The sequence below is a fragment of the Pseudomonas sp. FW305-96 genome, assembly GCF_058783825.1.
On the sequence record NZ_JBYSYW010000004.1, the window covers coordinates 1 to 13,110 of the forward strand.

The 13,110-nt window shown below is 65.7% G+C and carries 16 protein-coding genes; 6 read left to right on the top strand and 10 right to left on the bottom strand.

Translation table 11 applies throughout. The features are described 5' to 3' along the window. Positions 1-163 precede the first annotated feature (163 nt). Genes AC3WL2_RS04085 through AC3WL2_RS04105 form a run of 5 tightly spaced genes read right to left on the bottom strand, consistent with a single transcriptional unit; the run spans position 164 to position 4,465 of the window. Complete coding sequence (locus AC3WL2_RS04085; RefSeq protein ID WP_102682058.1) at positions 164-592, bottom strand: hypothetical protein; 429 nt, start codon at positions 590-592, stop codon at positions 164-166. A gap of 27 nt (positions 593-619) precedes the next feature. Then, positions 620-1,579: a lysylphosphatidylglycerol synthase domain-containing protein gene (locus AC3WL2_RS04090; RefSeq protein ID WP_102682057.1), complete on the bottom strand. Its 960-nt coding sequence runs from the start codon at positions 1,577-1,579 to the stop codon at positions 620-622. After that, positions 1,579-2,781, bottom strand: coding sequence for a cardiolipin synthase ClsB (gene clsB, locus AC3WL2_RS04095; RefSeq protein WP_102682056.1), 1,203 nt, complete (start codon positions 2,779-2,781; stop codon positions 1,579-1,581). The genes AC3WL2_RS04090 and clsB overlap by 1 nt, the downstream gene beginning before the upstream one ends. Continuing rightward, complete coding sequence (locus AC3WL2_RS04100; protein ID WP_102682055.1) at positions 2,778-3,551, bottom strand: endonuclease/exonuclease/phosphatase family protein; 774 nt, start codon at positions 3,549-3,551, stop codon at positions 2,778-2,780. The genes clsB and AC3WL2_RS04100 overlap by 4 nt, the downstream gene beginning before the upstream one ends. Continuing rightward, positions 3,548-4,465: a DUF72 domain-containing protein gene (locus AC3WL2_RS04105; RefSeq protein WP_102682054.1), complete on the bottom strand. Its 918-nt coding sequence runs from the start codon at positions 4,463-4,465 to the stop codon at positions 3,548-3,550. The genes AC3WL2_RS04100 and AC3WL2_RS04105 overlap by 4 nt, the downstream gene beginning before the upstream one ends. Positions 4,466-4,622: 157 nt before the next feature. Here AC3WL2_RS04105 and AC3WL2_RS04110 point away from each other — a divergent pair, with 157 nt between their 5' ends. The 5 genes from AC3WL2_RS04110 to AC3WL2_RS04130 all read left to right on the top strand — a co-directional run bounded on the left by AC3WL2_RS04110 (position 4,623) and on the right by AC3WL2_RS04130 (position 6,491). Then, positions 4,623-4,757 (top strand): hypothetical protein, encoded by a 135-nt coding sequence (locus AC3WL2_RS04110; protein ID WP_256582675.1) that lies wholly within the window; start codon positions 4,623-4,625, stop codon positions 4,755-4,757. Positions 4,758-4,770: 13 nt separating this feature from the next. Further along, entirely contained in the window at positions 4,771-5,166 is a 396-nt protein-coding gene (locus tag AC3WL2_RS04115) for a low affinity iron permease family protein (RefSeq protein WP_102682053.1), read from the top strand. A gap of 14 nt (positions 5,167-5,180) precedes the next feature. Continuing rightward, a complete protein-coding gene (locus tag AC3WL2_RS04120; RefSeq protein WP_102682052.1) occupies positions 5,181-5,732 on the top strand; it encodes an ATP-dependent Clp protease proteolytic subunit in 552 nt (183 codons plus the stop codon). 224 nt (positions 5,733-5,956) lie between these two features. Beyond that, on the top strand, positions 5,957-6,166 hold the full coding sequence (locus tag AC3WL2_RS04125; protein ID WP_102682051.1) for a con-10 family general stress protein: 210 nt from the start codon (positions 5,957-5,959) through the stop codon (positions 6,164-6,166). A 103-nt stretch (positions 6,167-6,269) separates the two neighbouring features. Beyond that, entirely contained in the window at positions 6,270-6,491 is a 222-nt protein-coding gene (locus AC3WL2_RS04130) for a DUF6555 family protein (RefSeq protein ID WP_031316561.1), read from the top strand. An 85-nt stretch (positions 6,492-6,576) separates the two neighbouring features. On the opposite strand, the gene AC3WL2_RS04135 is transcribed toward AC3WL2_RS04130, so the two are convergent. Both AC3WL2_RS04135 and AC3WL2_RS04140 read right to left on the bottom strand, forming a co-directional pair. Further along, positions 6,577-6,744: a hypothetical protein gene (locus AC3WL2_RS04135; protein ID WP_158247482.1), complete on the bottom strand. Its 168-nt coding sequence runs from the start codon at positions 6,742-6,744 to the stop codon at positions 6,577-6,579. 147 nt (positions 6,745-6,891) lie between these two features. Continuing rightward, positions 6,892-7,506 carry a LuxR C-terminal-related transcriptional regulator gene (locus AC3WL2_RS04140; RefSeq protein ID WP_102682050.1) on the bottom strand — a complete coding sequence of 205 codons (615 nt, stop codon included), beginning with the start codon at positions 7,504-7,506 and terminating at the stop codon, positions 6,892-6,894. Positions 7,507-7,612: 106 nt separating this feature from the next. Here AC3WL2_RS04140 and AC3WL2_RS04145 point away from each other — a divergent pair, with 106 nt between their 5' ends. After that, positions 7,613-9,232, top strand: a complete 1,620-nt coding sequence (locus AC3WL2_RS04145) for an ATP-binding response regulator (RefSeq protein WP_102682049.1) — start codon at positions 7,613-7,615, stop codon at positions 9,230-9,232. 17 nt (positions 9,233-9,249) lie between these two features. On the opposite strand, the gene AC3WL2_RS04150 is transcribed toward AC3WL2_RS04145, so the two are convergent. The 3 genes from AC3WL2_RS04150 to AC3WL2_RS04160 form a co-directional block, all read right to left on the bottom strand. Next, positions 9,250-9,561, bottom strand: coding sequence for a hypothetical protein (locus AC3WL2_RS04150; protein ID WP_102682048.1), 312 nt, complete (start codon positions 9,559-9,561; stop codon positions 9,250-9,252). A 201-nt stretch (positions 9,562-9,762) separates the two neighbouring features. Next, entirely contained in the window at positions 9,763-11,811 is a 2,049-nt protein-coding gene (gene paaZ / locus AC3WL2_RS04155) for a phenylacetic acid degradation bifunctional protein PaaZ (protein ID WP_102682047.1), read from the bottom strand. Between the two features lie 38 nt (positions 11,812-11,849). Beyond that, positions 11,850-13,082, bottom strand: a complete 1,233-nt coding sequence (locus AC3WL2_RS04160) for an OprD family porin (RefSeq protein ID WP_102682046.1) — start codon at positions 13,080-13,082, stop codon at positions 11,850-11,852. Positions 13,083-13,110: the final 28 nt, after the last annotated feature.

Consider the following 13,110-nt stretch of genomic DNA (forward strand, 5'->3'; position numbering starts at 1 on the left):
GGCATCCATGCCCGTCACCTCCCTCCGCAAGACCTGCGTTCGGCCTCCTGAAGTCGCGAAGTTACGGGCGGCGCCTGCACTGGCGCAGCTGTCGCTAGTGGGCTTCGGGGTAGACTTCTGATCGGCAACGGCAACGGCAACGGCAACGGCCCACGCGTTCGCGTCAATGGGTCTGCCAGATCCCATTGCTGCGTTCGCAATCACTGCGCGCCTGCCCCAGGCTTGGGGTGTCGTAGTAGTAGGTGATAATCCGCGCATCCTTGGGCACAGCCGGCCGGGTCGAGGGCTCGCCGCGCCCTGCGGCATCAGGATTGGCCAGGGTTTCCTGGGTCAGCGGGGCGATGCAGCTGCCCACGCTGCCATCAGCGCAACGCTCGACCTTGCGTTTCTGGCTGTTGAGCATCTCCTTGCTCTCGTTGCTGCACGACCAGGCGATCGCTTCAGCCGGCATGTTGCCGTAGCTGTAGCAGGTATGCTGCTGCACCGGCTTGACCGCCTCGCTGGACGAGCGGGTGACCACGTCGCAGCCCTCGGCCAGCACCTGCCCGCTGAGCAGGCAGCCCAGCAATGCCACACACACAATGAACCGCATGACGAACCTCCCGGGCCCGTGGGGCCCTCAGCGCTTGTCCAGGGCTGGCCCGGCCTGTCGGCGCAGGGCCTTGGCGCGCTTCTCCAGGATCAGGTAGGTAATCACCGCCAGCAACAGCGGGATCAGGTAATACAGCGTCCGATACCCCAGCAATGCGGCCACCAGCGTGCCCTGGCCCAACTGTCCGTGCAGCAGGGCAAGGAACACCGCCTCCAGCACCCCCAGCCCGGCAGGAATATGCGCCACTACCCCTGCCACGCAACTGATCAGCAACACCCCCAGTACCGAGGGATAGAACAGCGCCGGCGGCAGCAGCAGGTGGATCAGCGCCGCCATCAACGCCCAGTTGCTCGCGCCCAGCGCCACTTGGCACAACGCCAGGCGCAGGCTCGGCAGGGTCACTTCATGCCCGCGCAGATGCCATGTGCGTCGCTTGGCAAAAGCACAGGCGAGCAGGTAGCTCGCCGCGACCGCCACCATCAGCACACCGATCAGGCGCAAGCCGCCGGCCCCCACCGCCCAGCTTGCCGGCAACTTCACCAGGCCCAGGGCGAACACCGTGCCGGCCAGCAGCAAATAGCCCATCCAGTTGGTCAACAGACCCAGGGTGAGGATGCGGGTGATGGTCGCGGTGTCCAGCCCCAGCCGGCTGTACAGGCGGTAGCGCAGCGCCACGCCGCCGACCCAGGTGGTGAAATTGAGATTGAACGCGTAGCAGACAAACGCCACCGGCAGCACCTGACGGGCTGGCAACCGGTGACCGGTGTAGGCGCGGGCGAGCAGGTCGTAGCTGGCGAACACCAGGTAGCTGCACAGGGCCAGCAACAGGCCAAGGACCAGGGTGGAAGGTCGATAGGCCAGCAGCGACTGGCGCACCTCGTTCCAGTCCAGGTTGCGTGCCAGGGTGAACAGCAGCACCGGGATCAGCACCAGGAACAGCAGGGTGAGCAGGCGCATGCCCCAGGTCTGCCAGCGTGGCTTGGCCATCAGGTCTTGCCCCCGTTGAAGTCCGCCGGCGCTTCGCTGTCCGTCTGCAGCGACTGCAGGCGCTGCCGGTGCGCGGGGAACCAGCCGGCGATACGCGGGAAGTAGCGGGTGATGTGAAAGCCCAGGAATATCAGCGGCGCGCGCCACCAGTAGCCACGCACCATGCGTTCCAGGGTCACGCGCTTGCAATGCGCGGCGGTCAGTTCGCTCAGGTGGCGGTACAGGCCATCGTTGAAGGCGCGGTCGCGGATCATCAGGTTGGCTTCGAGGTTGAACGACAGGCTCAGCGGGTCGAGGTTGCTCGAGCCTACGGTGGACCACTCGTCGTCCACCAGTGCCACCTTGCCGTGCAACGGGCGCTGGCAGTACTCATGGATCTGCACATTGTCGCGCAACAGGTAGTTGTAGAGCAGCCGCGACAGGGCGCGTACCCAACGCATGTCCGGTTGCCCCTGGAGGATCAGGGTCACCGCAACGCCGCGCCGGGCAGCATTGCGCAGCTCGCGCAGCAAGCGGTAGCCGGGAAAGAAATAGGCGTTGGCCACGACGATGCGTTGCCGAGCTTCACGGAAGACTTGCAGGTAGCACGCCTCGATGTCGGTGCGATGGCGGCGGTTGTCGCGTTCCACCAGTACGGCGCTGGCCGAACCTGCGACGTCACCGCCCGGCACGACCGCGCTTGGGTCACCCAGCGCGGGGGCGAGCATCCGGCAGCTGGAGGCGTGCACCTGGGCCACTACCGGGCCTGTGACTTCCACGGCGTAGTCCTGCTTGGCCTGCGGGCCGAAGTCGCCGAGATGATCGGCACTGTAGTTGATACCGCCAATGAACGCGCGCTGGCCGTCGATCACCAGGATCTTGCGGTGCAGACGCCGGAACAGGTTGGTGCGCATGCCGGCCAGACGCGGCTGCGGGTCGAATGCATGGAAGCGCACCCCGGCCTCGGTCATCGAGGCAATGAACCCGTCAGGCAGGTCGGCGGTGCCGTAGCCGTCAACCGCCACTTCCACCCGCACGCCGCGCCGCGCCGCGTCGATAAGCGCCAGGCGCAGCGGCTGGCCGACCTTGTCGTCGTAGATGATGAACGTTTCCAGGAGGATCTCCTCCCGCGCTTGGGCGATCGCCTCGAACACGCGCGGGTAGTACTGCTCGCCATTGATCAGCAGTTCGACGTGGTTGCCATCGCTCCAGGTCTGCTTCATAGCGTCACCTGCGCTACCAGCGGGGCATGGTCGGAAAGGTGGGACCACGGGTACCTCGACAACACCCGTGCCTCGCACGCCTGGGCATTGCGCAGGTAGATGCGGTCCAGGCGCAGCAGCGGCAGGCGCGCGGGAAAGCTGCGCGCCGGCCTGCCGAAGGCTTCGACCAGCGACACCGACAGCCGCGCATCGGCCTTCAGCCGCCAGTCGTTGAAGTCACCGGCGACAATGACCGGATCGTCCGGTGGCAGGCGCTCGAGCAAGGTCAGCAGCAGGTCGACCTGACGCTGGCGGTGGTCCTCGCGCAGGCCCAGGTGCACACAGATCGCGTGCACCTGCTCATGACCGGGCACTTCAAGCTGGCAGTGCAACAAGCCGCGCTCTTCATTGCCGTGAATCGACACGTCATGGTTGTCATAGGCGCGGATCGGGAACTTGGACAGCAGCGCGTTACCATGGTCGCCATGGGGGTAGACCGCATTACGTCCGTAGGCGAACTGCGGCCACATGCTGTCGGCAAGAAATTCGTACTGCGGGGTCTGCGGCCAGGCCGGATGGCGCTCGGCATGCCGTTGGTGGCTGCCATGCACTTCCTGCAGGAACACCAGGTCGGCGCCGGTGGCGCGCACCGCCTCGCGCAGCTCCGGCAGGATGAAGCGGCGGTTGAACAGGGTGAAACCCTTGTGCACGTTGAGGGTCAGCACCGTCAGGCGGTGCACGGCCGCGACCTTGTCGATGATGCGGTCGGGGGCGGGTAGGGTGCCGTTCATAGTGACTCCTGCGGCTCGACGCCAGGTTCGGTCACCAGTTCGCCGTCCAGGCCAAGCTTGCCCAGCAGGCGACGCGCATCGTAGGGGGCATGCACCTTCTGATCGTTGTCGAAGTAGCAATACACATCCCGGGAGGCGCGCTTGACCGGGGCACGACGGATGACGCGCTGGGCATCCTCCGGCTGGCCGCCCGCGGCCCAGGCCTGGATGCGCAGGCGCCAGCGACGCAGCGCGCTGGCGGTGTAGCCGCTGCTGTAGAGCTCGACATCGCCATGCAGGCGCAGGTAGACGAAATCGGCCGTGACTTCCTCGACACAGGGCCATTTGCCGGCGCTGTCGGCAACCACCAGCGCGACCTTGTGCTTGCGCAGCAAGTTGATGAAGGTGTCGCAGAGGAAGCTCGGATGGCGGATCTCCACGGCATGGCGCAAGTGCGCATTGCCACGGATGGCAGTACCACCATTGTCCTGCAGGCGTTCGGCCGCGTGCCGGGCACAGGCGCGCGCAGCCTTGCGATCGCGGGGCAGCAGGTCGAGGAAAGCGCTGAAGCGCTGGGCGTCGAACTTCATGCTCGGGGGAAACTGCCAGAGAAACGGCCCCAGCTTGTCGCCCAGCAGCAATGGCCCCGAGGCAAAGAAATTGGCCAGCGGCTCGTCGATGTCGCGCAGCCGTCGCACGTGGGTGATGTAGCGCGGCGCCTTGACCGAGAAGACGAAGCCTTCCGGTGTTTCATCGCGCCACTGGCGGTAGCGCTCGGGGGTCTGCAACGCGTAGAACGAGCCATTGATCTCGATGCTGTTCACCGCCCGAGAGGCGAATGCCAGCTCATCGTCCTGGCGCAGACCCTTGGGGTAGAAGTCCTTGCGCCATGGGCCATAGCGCCAACCGGAAATACCAATGCGGATCTCGCTCACGAGGGCTCCCTTTCGTTCGTGCACTCTTGACTAGCGACCGGCATCGCGGCGTCAGGGTTCACCAGGAATGACGAGTGGCCAGTGACGCAAAACCCGGAACTTTGCCTACCATGCGGCCCTCCACCACAAAGGGAAGCAGCCAATGGAGGCAACGCCGATGAACAGCGAGACAGAACCGGGGGAAGTGCAGGCGCCGCCAGCACCGACCGAGGCATACGACGAAGAACCCGAGGTGCTCCCGGACGACCCTGACATCGAGGGCCTGCCCGGAGAAACCCGGCAGCCGGCCTGAAGGAGCGCTAGCCATGAAATTCGATCGTTTCGCCCAATGGCTGGCCAACCGCAGCGGACGTCCACTGACCTTTGCCGTGGCATTGCTGCTGATCATCCTATGGGGCGTGAGCGGACCGCTGTTCGATTTCAACGACACTTGGCAACTGGTGATCAACACCTCGACCACCATCATCACCTTCCTCATGGTGTTCCTGATCCAGAACACCCAGAACCGCGACAACGACGAACTGCACATCAAGGTCGACGAACTGCTGCGCACCACCCAGCGGGCGCACAAGGCCCTGCTCGACCTCGAGGACATGGGGCCGGCCGAACTGCATGCGCTGCGCAAGCAGTACCAGCAACTGGGCGAGCACGACCAAGCGGCGCCGGGCAACGATGCACCGGCCAAGGACACCCCTGACTGACCCTGGAGGACGGCATGGCCAGACACATCATCCACTACACCGGCCCGATCAATTCCGCGACCTGCGGCAACCTCATCAACACCTGTTCCAAGGCGTTGCAGCAGGGCGCAGAGGTGCTGCAGATCAACATCGCCACCATGGGCGGCGAATGCAGCTACGGTTTCACCCTGTACAACTTCCTGCGTTCACTGCCGGTGCCGGTGCACACCCACAACCTGGGCACGGTCGAATCGATGGGCAACATCCTGTTCCTGGCAGGCAGTCACCGCACCGCCTGCGCCTTCAGCAAGTTTCTGTTCCACCCGTTCCACTGGACCCTGCATGGCTCGGTGGACCATGCACGGATGGCCGAGTACGCCATGAGCCTGGACTATGACCTGCGCCTGTATGCGCAGATCGTCGCCGAGCGCACCGAGGGTGCGAGCGAGCGGCTCGATGTGCCGCGCTACCTGATGGCCTATCCGCGAATCCTGGGGCCCCAGGAAGCGCTCACCTGCGGGATGATCCAGGCCGTGGACGAGCTGCCGATCGAGGCCGATGCCGTACAGTGGAGCGTCCATGCCTGAGCCGTGGCGGCACTGGCCCCGCAGCCGGTCAGGGCAAGTGTCCGAGGGCCAGTTGCAGGCAAGCGTGGTGCATGGGGCGTCTCCTTCATGCTTGGCCTGGCGGATAAGTGCCGTCGGTCAGAACCTTGGCACACCAAATGAGCCGTTGGCCTGCGCCCCTGTTCGTAATTGAGTGCACGGCATCTTCGCGCGGCACGTCCAACCTAGCGTAAAGGAGAAACGTCATGGCTCGTGACCAGGATCAGACCGGACAACGCGGCGGCACCAAGCAGACCAATCCCGGCAACTTCGCCAACGATCGTGAAAGGGCCTCCCGGGCGGGCCAGAAGGGCGGCCGCAACTCAGGCGGCAACTTCGCCAATGACCGCGCCCGCGCCTCCGAGGCTGGTCGCAAAGGTGGCCGCAACAGCCACGGGAACGCCAGCGGTTCGTAACCTTGCGGGCCCTCTCTTGCTGTTGTCGGACATTTTTTGAATTTTCATGGAACAACGTGATCTGTCAGAAAGTCATCCATGGAGAAGAGGAGGGCCTGCGTCAATGCCAAGTCCCCAGTTGTTTACCATCGAATACCTGCTGCATGGTCAGCCACGGCGTTTCATCATCCGCCAGGAACACATGGACAATGCCGAGGCCTGGCATTGGGCGAGTTGCGACGCGGGTTTGGGGATCATTCCGAAGTTCGGACGCGAGCGCATCAAGAAAGTCAGCCGGCCCATGGCCGAACGACATGGGATCACCGAAGTGCGCTGGCGGGTGTGAGCCGGCGCGGATGGTTGTAGACAATCGTCGATGTGCGCATCAGTGTGAGAGCGGGCCTGGCCCGCTCTCACACTGCCATGCACACTCAGGTGCCTGACTCCGGATCGCTGGCCGGTACCCCAGGACGGTTCTCTTCCTCGGTCAGGTCGGGGTCGGCATCCGGGTCGTCGGCCTGATCGTTGCGTCGGTCTGGCTCGAGTTCCGGCCAGTCGCTCTGCACATCGCCACCGCCCATCCAGTGTTTCGTGCTCATGTCGTCATCCTCTCCTCAGCGTGAAAAAAACGGCCCACGCTCGGGCAGGCCGAACACAGGAGTGAACATCGCCACCCTCATGGATTGGGAGGTTGCAAAGCGCTTGAAGGGTCGATTGCATGCCACTGTGCGCCGACCAGCGGTCGCTCAGTTTCCGGAATATTTCACCGCGGCGGCCGTGCGGGTCGGCACATTGAGGGTCTTGAGCAGCGACGACACATGGATGCGCACGGTGAATGGCGAGATGTCCAGCGCCCGGGCGATCTCCTTGTTGGTCTTGCCCTGGGCGATCAGGCGCAGTACGTCCTGTTGGCGGTGGGTGAGCTGTTCCAGCTCGCTGGGGGCATCGAGATGCGGCAACAATCCGCTGGGGGCGTAGTCGACCACCACTTCGCCGTCGCGAATGGCAAGGATGGCGGCGCCGATCGCCTCGGGGCTGACGCTCTTGCCGATGAAGCCATCGACGCCGGCGGCCATGACTTCGCAGATCACCTGCGGGTCGTCGACCATCGATACAACGATCAGCGTGGTGCGCTGCAATTGTCGGCGCAGCTCGGCGAGGCGGCCGATGCAGGTGAGGCCGGGGAAGCGCAGGTCGAGGATCAGGGTGTCGGGCGTCTCGCCCATGGCGGCCAGCCTGAGCACGTCAGCGAGGCTGCCAGCTTCCTCCAGACGCGCCTCGGGCAGGATGCGCCGTACGGTGTTGACCATGGCCTCCCTGAACAGCGGATGGTCATCCGCCACGATGATGCGGCAACTCACGTCGTGGAACTCCCTGTCAGCCGACACATGCTAATTTAGCAGTCACCTGCGGTTTTTTCCCACGCAGCGTGCCGCAAATGCCGACTGGCGCACAAGGACGTTACCCATGAAGTTCGAGAAGAACAACGAGCTGGACCAGGCCAACCTGCGCATCATCGTCGCCTCTTGTGCGATCACCTACGTGGCGTTGCTGGGTTTCCTGCCGGGCCGCTCGCCCGCCACCTACCTGCCGGTGCTGCTCTACTACGCGGGCTTCGTGGTGGTCTCCATCGGCATGCGCCAGGCGATCAAGCGTTGGCCGGGACACTACCCGGCGCGGCGCATCTTCGGCATGCTGGGCGATTACACCGGCACCAGTTTCGGCCTGGTGGTTGGCGGCGAAACCGCACTGCCGCTGTATGCAGTGATGGTCTGGATCAACCTGGGCAACGGCATGCGCTTCGGCTCGCGCTACCTGGCCATCGCCACCGTGCTGGCCCTGGCCGCGCTGGTTGTGGTGTGGCAACTGACCCCCTATTGGCAGGAACAGCCGTTCCTGCTGCCGATGCTGCTGACCACCAGCACCCTGATTCCGTTCTATGCCCACCTGCTGCTGGAGCGCACGCGCAAGGCCACAGCCCTGGCCGAGGCGGCGACCCGCGAAAAATCGCGCTTCCTGGCCCAGGCCAGTCACGACCTGCGCCAGCCGATCCACTCCATCGGCCTGTTCACCGCCTGCCTGCGCGAAGCGCGGCTGGGCGAGGAGGAGCGGCGCCTGGTGGACAGCATTGATCGCTCGCTGCTCAACGTTTCGCAGTTGTTCCGTTCGATCCTCGACCTGTACACCCTGGACAACGGCCGGGTGCAGCCCAAGTGGGAAACCTTCGCCGTGGATGGTTTCCTGCGCGAGTTGTTGCGCCAGAACAGCGAGGCGGCGCGCTGGGCCGGGGTCGAGATGCGCCTGGTGCCCAGCCGCCACTGGACACGCGCCGACCCGGGGATGCTCGCGACCATGGTGCAGAACGTGCTGTCCAACAGCTTCAAGTATGCCGCCGGGCGCCCGTTGCTGATCGGCGTGCGGCCACGCGGCGAGGGCCTGGCCATCGTTGTCTGCGACCAGGGCCGGGGCATTGCCGAAGAGCACCAGGGCCGCGTGTTCGAAGAGTTCTATCGGGTGCGCGAGGCGCGTGACAAGGACGTCGAGGGCGTCGGCCTGGGGCTGGCCATCGTCAAGCGCCTGGGGCAACTGATGGGTTTGACTGTCAGCCTGCGCTCGCGCCAGGGGCATGGCACCACGCTGACCTTGCAAGGGTTGCCCAAGGTGCCGGCACAAGTGCCACGGGCCGTTGCCGACCAGGCGGTGCAGGCCGGCATGCTCACCGGTTTGCGGGTGTGCCTGGTGGAGGATGACCACAACGTCCTGCAGGCCACCAGTGCCCTGCTGCAACGCTGGGGGTGCGAGGTGCAGGCCGAGAGCTCGCCCTTTGGCCTGGCCAGTGACTGTGATGTGATCGTTGCCGACTACGACCTCGGCCCGCAGGCCACCGGCATCGACTGCATCGACCAGTTGCGCGCGCAACGCGGCGCCGAAGTGCCGGCGCTGATCATGACGGGCCATGATCTCGACAGGCTGCAGGGCGCCCTGCAGGCACGGGGTATCGCGGTACTGGCCAAGCCGGTGCGCCCGGCGGAGCTGCGTGCGGCGCTGCGCGGTTTGCGTGAGAGCGTGGCGGCGCCGGTCGCCTAGGCCGGCGCCGTCGACCCTCACTGGAAGACCGGCGCCTGGCCTTCTTTCCAGCAGGTGGGGGATGGCGTGTAGATACCCATGCCGGCCACGGCCACCAGGCCGCCGCTGGGCACCTGGCAGTCGTACTGGCCCTTGCTGGTGCTGGCGGTGAAGTAGGTGGTGTTGGAGTCGCTGCGCAGGTTGCTGACCTTGCTCACGGGCACGCCCAAGGTGACCTCGGTGCGTTGCTTGAGGGTGTCGGCACTGGGGCTGGCGGTCTGGCAGCCGGCCACGGCGGCAAGGGCGCTGAGCAGGACGAGGGACTTGAAGGGGAAGGACTTGAGGATCATCGCGTTGCTTCCTTGGCATTGTTCTCGGTACGGCGCCCGCGCCGCCAGGAAGGGGGCTGGCGGTGGGACGCTGGACCGACTATAGCGCCAGGGAAACGTTGCGCGATGTAGGGCGGATGTGCGAGGTGGCATTTTGCCTTGATTGGGTTGCGGGATGCCTGCCATCTGACTGCATGCAGGCATCTCGCCGCCCACTCGCAGTCAGCGCTTGAGCACCAAGGTCAGAATGTCATAACTGGCCACCAGCTCACCCAACTGGTTGGTCACTTCCACATCCCAGGCCACCACGCCTTGCGCCTGCCCCTGAGGGCTGGTCTTGCCCTGGTCGATCTTGCGCTTGCAGGTCAGGCGCGCCTGGATGGTGTCGCCGATGCCCACCGGGGTGATGAAGCGCAGCGTGTCCAGCCCGTAGTTGGCCAGCACCGGCCCTTCGCCGGGGCTGACGAACAACCCGGCGGCCGCCGACAGCACGAAGTAGCCGTGGGCGATGCGTTTACCGAACTGCGACTGTTTGGCGGCGATCTCGTCGAAGTGCATGTAGAAGTGATCGCCCGACAGGCAGCCGAAGTTGACCAGGTCGGCCTCGGTCACTGTGCGCCGGTGGGTCAGCAGCGACTCGCCGATGCGCAAGTCATCGAAATGGCGGCGGAACGGGTGCACCTCGGTTTCGATCACCTCGGCCCCGCGCACGTACTCGCCGGTCACCGCCATCAGCATGCTCGGCGAGCCTTGCACCGCGGCTCGCTGCAGGTAGTGCTTGACCGCGCGCAGGCCGCCCAGCTCCTCGCCGCCGCCGGCACGGCCGGGGCCGCCGTGCTTGAGCTGTGGCAACGGTGAGCCATGCCCGGTGGATTCCTTGGCCGCCTCGCTGTCGAGTACCAGCAGCCGCCCGTGCCAGGCCGCAGCCACCGGGATGGCCTTGGCCGCCACGCCGCGGTCGGCGGTGACCAGGCTCGCCACCAGGCTGCCCTTGCCGCGGGCGGCCAGGGCCAAGGCCTCGTCGAGGTCGTCGTAGGCCATCAGCGTGCTGACCGGGCCGAACGCTTCGATATCATGGGCACCGCCCTCGGCATGCGGGTCGCGGGCCAGCAGCAGGGTCGGGGCGCAGAACGCCCCCTCGGCCACGCCATCGCCGACCGGGGTGAAACCGTCACTGGCGCCCAGCAACTGCTCGCAGGTGGCCAGCAACTGGCGCACGCGCTCGGCGACATCACGCTGCTGGTCATGGGAGGCCAGCGCCCCCATGCGCACGCCCTCCACCGAAGGATCGCCCACCACTACCTTGCGCAGCCGTTCGCGCAGGCGAGTGGCCACCGCGTCGATGTGCCTGGCGGGGACGATGGCGCGGCGGATCGCCGTGCATTTCTGCCCGGCCTTGGTGGTCATTTCCCGCGCCACTTCCTTGATGTACAGCTCGAACTCCTCGCTGTCAGGGCTCACGTCCGGGCCAAGGATGGCGCAGTTCAGCGAGTCGGCCTCGGCGGTGAAGGGCACCGAGTTGCGGATCAGGTTCGGGGTGACGCGCAGCTTGGCTGCGGTGTCGGCGGAGCCGGTGAAAGTCACCACGTCCTGCCCCTGCAGGCGCTCGAGCAGGTCACCGGTGCTGCCGATCACCAGTTGCAGGCTGCCGGCCGGCAACAGGCCCGATTCGTTCATCAGGCGTACCACGGCCTCGGTCAGGTAGCTGGTGGACGTGGCAGGCTTGACGATGCACGGCATGCCGGCCAGGAAGGTCGGGGCGAATTTCTCCAGCATCCCCCAGATCGGGAAGTTGAAGGCGTTGATATGCACGGCCACGCCCACACGCGGCACCAGGATATGGCTGCCGGCGAAATGGCCTTGCTTGCCCAGGGGGATCGCCGGACCTTCGTGCACCAGGTTGCCCGACGGCAGCTCGCGGCGGCCCATGCTCGAATAGGCGAACAGCGTGGCGTTGCCGCCTTCGATGTCGATCCAGCTGTCGGTGCGGGTGGCGCCGCTGTGATGGGACAGGGCGTAGAGCTGCTCCTTGCGCTCGGCCAGGTACAGCGCCAGGGCCTTGAGGCGGGCGGCGCGCTGCTGGAAATCCATGGCCAGTAGCTGCTTCAGGCCCTGGGCGCGGGCAAAGTCCACGGCCTCGGCGAAGTCCGGGCGTTCCTCGTGGCTGTAGGCCAGAACGTGACCGTCGAGGGCGCTACGCAGGGCCTGGGCGCCGTGCTGGCCGATCCAGCGGCCGGCGATGAAGCTTTGCAGGGTAGGGGCGGCGGACATGCTGTTCTCCTTGCTGTTCTGATAGACAGGGGGCGCGCTTACCAGAGCGCCAGGGTGTAGCCGATGATCAGGCGGTTTTCGTCCACGGCATTGGTCAGGCCATTGCCGGAACGGAAGGTGACATTGCGCCAGCGCAGACTTACGTCCTTGAGCGGGCCGCTCTGGATCACGTAGGTGATGTCGGTGTCGCGTTCACGCTCGCGGCCATTGCTGAGCGTGGCGGTTTCGGCGTGGCGGCCGTCGGTGTAGCGGGTCATGAAACTCAGCCCGGGGATGCCCATGGCCACGAAGTCGTAGTCGTAGCGCAGCTGCCAGGAGTCGAGCCCGGCGCGGGTGAAGGTGTTGTAGGTGACCAGGTTGACGGTGTACGGGTCGCCGCCGTTGAGGAACGGGAAGGCGCTGTCGCCGGACATCTGCTGCCAGGTGGCGGTGAACTTGTGGGCCTTCACGCCCAGGGTGAACATGGCGTTGAAGTTGCGGTTGTCGATCTTGCCCGCGCGCTCGGCGCCGTCGCCGCGGCTGTCGAAGTAGCGCAGGTCGCTGCGCAGGCTGACGCCCTCGGCCAAGGGTTGGGTATGCAGAAAACCGACGTATTGCTGGCGGTAGATCTCCTCGAGCTTGGCGTAGTAGTAGCTGACGCTGGCCTGCGGGGTGATGGCGTAGCTGCCGCCGGCGAAGTCGAAGTGGTCGCTGCTGGCGGCGCCGTAGCCGATATCATCGCGCCCGGACGAGTCGCGCAGGTTGGCCTTGGTCAGGCGGCCGCCGTTGAAGGTCAGGCCGTCCAGTTCCTGGCTGGTCAGCAGGCCGCCCTGGAAGGTCGAAGCCAGCAGGCGGGTGTCGTTGTACACCACCACCGGCAGGATCGGCTGCAGGGTGCCCAGGCGCAGGGTGCTCTTGGAGACCCGCAGCTTGGCGGTCAGGCCCAGCTCGCTGTAGTCATCCACCGGCTCCAGGCTGTTCGGCCCGTAGGGCAGCAGGCCGGTGTTGCGTCGGTCGCGGCTGGAGTCGAGCTTGATGCCCAGTTGGCCCATGGCGTCCACCCCGACACCAACCGGCCCCTCGGTGAAACCCGATTCGAAGCGGGCGGTGAAGCCCTGGCCCCATTCTTCGGCCTTGCTCTGCGGGGCGTTGCTCTGGCGGAAGTCACGGTTGAGGTAGTGGTTGCGCAGTTCGAGGCGGGCGTGACTGTCAGCGATAAAGTCCGCCATGGCCGGCAAGGGCAGGGCGAGGGTGGCCAGCCAGGCGGCTGACTTGAGGTGCGTGCGGTTCATTGTTGTTGTACCCGACATTGTTATTGTT

Excerpts from the sequence above, each read along its gene's own strand:
- AC3WL2_RS04135 (WP_158247482.1), bottom strand. The coding sequence starts at position 6,744 with ATGAGCACGAAACACTGGATGGGCGGTGGCGATGTGCAGAGCGACTGG.
- clsB (WP_102682056.1), bottom strand. The coding sequence starts at position 2,781 with ATGAAGCAGACCTGGAGCGATGGCAACCACGTCGAACTGCTGATCAAT.
- AC3WL2_RS04120 (WP_102682052.1), top strand. The coding sequence starts at position 5,181 with ATGGCCAGACACATCATCCACTACACCGGCCCGATCAATTCCGCGACC.
- AC3WL2_RS04085 (WP_102682058.1), bottom strand. The coding sequence starts at position 592 with ATGCGGTTCATTGTGTGTGTGGCATTGCTGGGCTGCCTGCTCAGCGGG.
- AC3WL2_RS04090 (WP_102682057.1), bottom strand. The coding sequence starts at position 1,579 with ATGGCCAAGCCACGCTGGCAGACCTGGGGCATGCGCCTGCTCACCCTG.
- AC3WL2_RS04125 (WP_102682051.1), top strand. The coding sequence starts at position 5,957 with ATGGCTCGTGACCAGGATCAGACCGGACAACGCGGCGGCACCAAGCAG.
- AC3WL2_RS04115 (WP_102682053.1), top strand. The coding sequence starts at position 4,771 with ATGAAATTCGATCGTTTCGCCCAATGGCTGGCCAACCGCAGCGGACGT.
- AC3WL2_RS04110 (WP_256582675.1), top strand. The coding sequence starts at position 4,623 with ATGAACAGCGAGACAGAACCGGGGGAAGTGCAGGCGCCGCCAGCACCG.
- paaZ (WP_102682047.1), bottom strand. The coding sequence starts at position 11,811 with ATGTCCGCCGCCCCTACCCTGCAAAGCTTCATCGCCGGCCGCTGGATC.
- AC3WL2_RS04160 (WP_102682046.1), bottom strand. The coding sequence starts at position 13,082 with ATGAACCGCACGCACCTCAAGTCAGCCGCCTGGCTGGCCACCCTCGCC.
- AC3WL2_RS04150 (WP_102682048.1), bottom strand. The coding sequence starts at position 9,561 with ATGATCCTCAAGTCCTTCCCCTTCAAGTCCCTCGTCCTGCTCAGCGCC.
- AC3WL2_RS04145 (WP_102682049.1), top strand. The coding sequence starts at position 7,613 with ATGAAGTTCGAGAAGAACAACGAGCTGGACCAGGCCAACCTGCGCATC.
- AC3WL2_RS04100 (WP_102682055.1), bottom strand. The coding sequence starts at position 3,551 with ATGAACGGCACCCTACCCGCCCCCGACCGCATCATCGACAAGGTCGCG.
- AC3WL2_RS04130 (WP_031316561.1), top strand. The coding sequence starts at position 6,270 with ATGCCAAGTCCCCAGTTGTTTACCATCGAATACCTGCTGCATGGTCAG.